At 60.9% G+C, this 4,494-nt stretch carries 3 protein-coding genes; all 3 read left to right on the forward strand.

Features of this window, described 5'->3' with window-relative positions; translation table 11 throughout:
* The first annotated feature begins 293 nt into the window (after positions 1–293).
* The 3 genes from NW820_RS10440 (at position 294) to NW820_RS10450 (ending at position 4,403) form a co-directional block, all read left to right on the forward strand.
* Entirely contained in the window at positions 294–1,304 is a 1,011-nt protein-coding gene (locus tag NW820_RS10440) for an ArsJ-associated glyceraldehyde-3-phosphate dehydrogenase (RefSeq protein WP_011433875.1), read from the forward strand.
* Between the two features lie 25 nt (positions 1,305–1,329).
* Positions 1,330–2,616: an organoarsenical effux MFS transporter ArsJ gene (gene arsJ, locus NW820_RS10445; RefSeq protein ID WP_414343360.1), complete on the forward strand. Its 1,287-nt coding sequence runs from the start codon at positions 1,330–1,332 to the stop codon at positions 2,614–2,616.
* A gap of 155 nt (positions 2,617–2,771) precedes the next feature.
* Positions 2,772–4,403: an alpha-D-glucose phosphate-specific phosphoglucomutase gene (locus tag NW820_RS10450; RefSeq protein WP_414407445.1), complete on the forward strand. Its 1,632-nt coding sequence runs from the start codon at positions 2,772–2,774 to the stop codon at positions 4,401–4,403.
* Positions 4,404–4,494: the final 91 nt, after the last annotated feature.

Here is a 4,494-nt window from a genome sequence, read left to right on the forward strand (position 1 = left end):
GCCACCGGTTGCCGGGTTGGGCGAATTGTTGCCCAGAGGTGTGGATCTGGACTGCAAATCGGCTACAGGATAGGCCCTGTTGTCGATTGGGGCTGCCTCAGCGGATCCCTTTTGGATTTCAGGACATTCGGCAACATTTCCCAAGGCCAACCGTGAACCGACCCCCATCGGCCAGTCTCTCCTGACCCTACCCATCAACTTGTCTTGAAACGACTAGGGCGTTCTGATAAAGTCGAGGCGGGATTTGCCCTGAGAGAGCGGGATCCCTTCTGGACAAGTCTAGGGTCAATGCTATGGCAGTGCGGGTGGGCATCAACGGTTTTGGCCGCATTGGGCGGCTGGTGCTGAGGGCTGCTTGGGGCTGGGAAGAGCTGGAATTCGCCCACATCAACGAGATCAAAGGGGGAGCTGCGACGGCGGCCCACCTGTTGAAGTTTGACTCGGTGCAGGGCCGCTGGGCTATCGACATTGAGGGATCCGATAACCGGCTGCGCATTCAGGACAAAACCCTCACCTTTAGCGAACACAAGTCTCCTGGTGAAGTGCCCTGGGCAGAGTTGGGGATCGAGCTAGTGCTGGAATGCTCGGGCAAATTTGTCAAGGCAGCGGAGCTGGATGCCTACTTCAAAGCGGGGGTGCGCAAGGTGATTGTGGCTGCCCCTGTCAAGGACGAAGAGGCCCTCAACATTGTTATGGGCGTCAACGATCACCTGTACGACCCGGCCCGGCACCATTTGCTCACGGCGGCTTCCTGCACCACCAACTGCCTGGCTCCTTTGGTGAAGGTCATCCACGAGGGGATCGGCATTGTTCACGGGGTGATCACCACCATCCATGACGTCACCAATACCCAAACCATGGTGGATGCCCCCCACAAAGACCTGCGGCGGGCCCGCTCCGCTCTGCTGTCTCTGGTGCCCACCACCACCGGCTCGGCTACGGCCATTGGTCTGATTTACCCCGAACTCAACGGCAAATTAAACGGCATTGCGGTGCGTGTTCCTCTCTTGAACGCTTCCCTGACCGATGCGGTGTTCGAAGTCAGGCGGCCCACCACCGTGGAAGAAGTCAATCACCTCTTAAAAACTGCAGCCGAGGGCGAACTCAAGGGGATCCTCGGCTACGAGGAGCTGCCCCTGGTCTCGGTGGATTTCAAAGGGGATCCCCGTTCCAGCATTGTGGATGCGCCCTCGACGATGGTGGTGGATGGCGCCCAGGTGAAGATCCTGGCCTGGTACGACAACGAATGGGGCTACGCCAACCGCATGGCGGAACTGGCCCGCAAAGTGGCCCGCAGTCTATAGAAACATCTCCCTTGGAGACCTGCCCATGACTTCTGTTTCGACGGCTCAAGCCTCTGCGGTTCGCAACTACGCCCTGGTTACAGCCGCCTACTGGGGATTCACCATCACCGATGGCGCCATCCGCATGTTGGTGCTGCTGCACTTCCACAAGTTGGGCTTCACCCCGATTCAGATTGCCATGCTGTTTCTCTTCTACGAGATCTTCGGGGTGATCACCAACTTCCTGGGCGGCTGGATTGGATCCCTCTTTGGCCTGCGGCTGACCCTCTACGGCGGCATTGCCATTCAGATCTTTGGCCTGGTGATGCTGGGGGTGATCAACCTGCAGTGGCCGGTCTGGGGCCAGGTGGCCTACGTGATGACCGCCCAAGCTCTGGCCGGGATCGCCAAAGATCTCACCAAGATGAGCTCCAAAAGCGCCATCCGCCTGGTGGTGCCCAAAGAAGCGGAATCCCGCCTGTTTCGTTGGGTGGCTATGCTCACGGGATCCAAAAACGCCCTCAAGGGGGTGGGGTTCTTTGTGGGAGCGGCCCTGCTGCAGATCTTCACCGAAATCTACGGGGATCCCATGGGCTTCCGCATGGCCAACTTTGTCCAGGCGGGGGCGTTGGCTTTGATCTTCTGTTCGGGGGCGCTGCTGCCTGCAGACATGGGCAAAATCAAGGCCAAGATCCCCTTCAAGCGGCTGTTTTCCAAGAGCAGAGAGATCAACATCCTCTCGGCAGCTCGCTTTTTCCTGTTTGGGTCGCGGGATGTGTGGTTTGTGGTGGCCCTGCCGGTGTTTCTCTACGACGAGCTGGGCTGGACTTTTATGCAGGTGGGCAGTTACATGGCCATCTGGGTGATTGGCTATGGGTTCATTCAGTTTGTAGCGCCGCAACTGCTGGGTGGGGGTCGCCCTGGCCGTGCTCCCAAGGCCCGCACCATCCAGATTTGGACCTTCGTGCTGACGGCGGTGCCGGCGATCATTGCCACAGCCTTCATGGCCGGGCTGGCACCGGAGCTGGTGATCACCGGCGGCTTGATCCTGTTCGGGATCGTCTTTGCCTTCAATTCGGCAGTGCATTCCTACCTGGTGCTGGCCTACACGGAAGACGACGACGTAGCCCTCAATGTGGGCTTTTATTACATGGCCAATTCCGGCGGGCGGCTGTTGGGGACGGTAACTTCTGGGATCCTCTTCCAGTTCTACGGATTGGAGGGCTGTCTTTGGTTTTCCACCCTCTTGATCTTGGCGGCGGGGCTGTTCTCGTTGAAATTGCCGGATCCGAGCAAAACCCCGGTGGAGTGGGTGGTTAAGCCAGGGGATTGAAGATGGAGGGCTACCAGCCGAGATGATGCAGTCCGCTCAACCCAATCCACACATGGATGGGCAGGGAAAGAAGTCTGCGCTGCCGATGCAACTCAGCCCAAACAAGAGGCCCAACGATGAGATAGTAGAGGAGCAAGCAGCTTTTCCGGCAGACTATGAGCCTGCGCATTGTTCCCACGACGCCCTTCCCTGGCCAGAGACCCGGCACCTCTGGCCTGCGCAAGCCGGTATCGGTGTTTCAGCAGCCCCACTACCTGGAAAACTTCGTCCAATCCATTTTTGATGTCCTAGAGGGATCCGCCGGCCAAACCCTGGTGGTGGGGGGAGATGGCCGCTACTACAACCGCGAGGCCATTCAGATCCTGCTCAAGATGGCGGCGGCCAACGGCATCGGGCGAGTCCTGGTGGGCCAAGGAGGGATCCTCTCCACGCCGGCGGTTTCCTGTCTCATCCGCAAGTACGGCGCCTACGGGGGGATCATCTTCTCTGCCAGCCACAACCCCGGCGGCCCCCAGGGGGATTTCGGCATCAAGTACAACATCGGCAACGGTGGCCCTGCCCCGGAGAAGGTGACCGAGGCCATTTACGCCCGCACCCAGCAGATCCGGGAGTACCGCATCCTGGAAGCTCCCGATGTCGATCTGGATCGCTTGGGCGAGCAACGGCTGGGGTCCCTCACGGTGTCCGTCATCGACCCGGTGGCCGATTACTTGGGCCTGATGCAGCGTCTGTTCGATTTCGAGGCCATCCGCGACTACCTGGCTTCCGGGATCCGCATTGCCTTCGACGCCATGCACGCCGTCACCGGCCCCTATGCCCACGCCATTTTGCAGGGATCCCTGGGAGCACCAGAGGGCAGTGTGCTCAACGGGCAGCCCCTGCCGGATTTTGGCGGCGGACACCCGGATCCCAACCTGGTGCATGCCCGCTCGTTGGTGGAACTGTTGTTTCGGGAAGATGGGCCGGACTTTGGGGCCGCTTCCGATGGGGATGGGGATCGCAACCTGATCCTGGGCCGCCAATTTTACGTGACCCCCAGCGACAGCTTGGCAGTGCTGGCAGCCAATGCCCACCGGGTACCCGGCTACCGAGAAGGGCTGGCGGGAATTGCCCGCTCCATGCCCACCAGCCAGGCAGCGGATCGGGTGGCGGCCAAGCTGGGGATCCCTTGCTACGAGACCCCCACCGGCTGGAAATTCTTCGGCAACCTGCTGGATGCCGGCAAGGTCACCCTCTGCGGGGAAGAGAGCTTCGGCACCGGATCTCACCACATCCGGGAAAAAGACGGGCTCTGGGCCGTCCTGTTTTGGCTGAACATTTTGGCCGTTCGACGGCAGCCGGTGCGGCAGATCGTGGAAGAGCACTGGCGCACCTATGGGCGCAACGTCTACTCCCGTCACGACTACGAGGGACTGCCGGTGGAGGTGGCCGAGGCGCTGATGGCAGACTTGCGACGCTCCCTGCCTGGGTGGGTGGGCCAGCGCTTGGGATCCCACACAGTGGCTTATGCCGATGACTTCAGCTACACCGATCCCGTGGACGGCAGCACCACCAGCCACCAAGGGATCCGCATTGGCTTTGAGGATGGATCCCGCATCATCTACCGGCTTTCGGGAACCGGCACCCACGGAGCCACCCTGCGGGTGTACTTGGAGCGGCTGGAGCCGGATCCGGCCCGACATGGCCTGGAGCCCCAAGCGGCCTTGGCCGAACAGATTCAACTGGCCGATCACCTTGCCCAGATTCGCGCCCGCACCGGTCGGCAGCAGCCAGACGTCATCACCTAACCCGCCGCAACAGTGGACAGGGAGCCTTCCCAGGGAAGCGGGGATCAGGGCCTGAGGCCATCCCAGCCGGTCGCGTCGGCGTCGCGGAGCA

This window comes from Synechococcus sp. R55.7 (genome assembly GCF_047461955.1).
Taxonomy (GTDB): domain Bacteria; phylum Cyanobacteriota; class Cyanobacteriia; order Thermostichales; family Thermostichaceae; genus Thermostichus.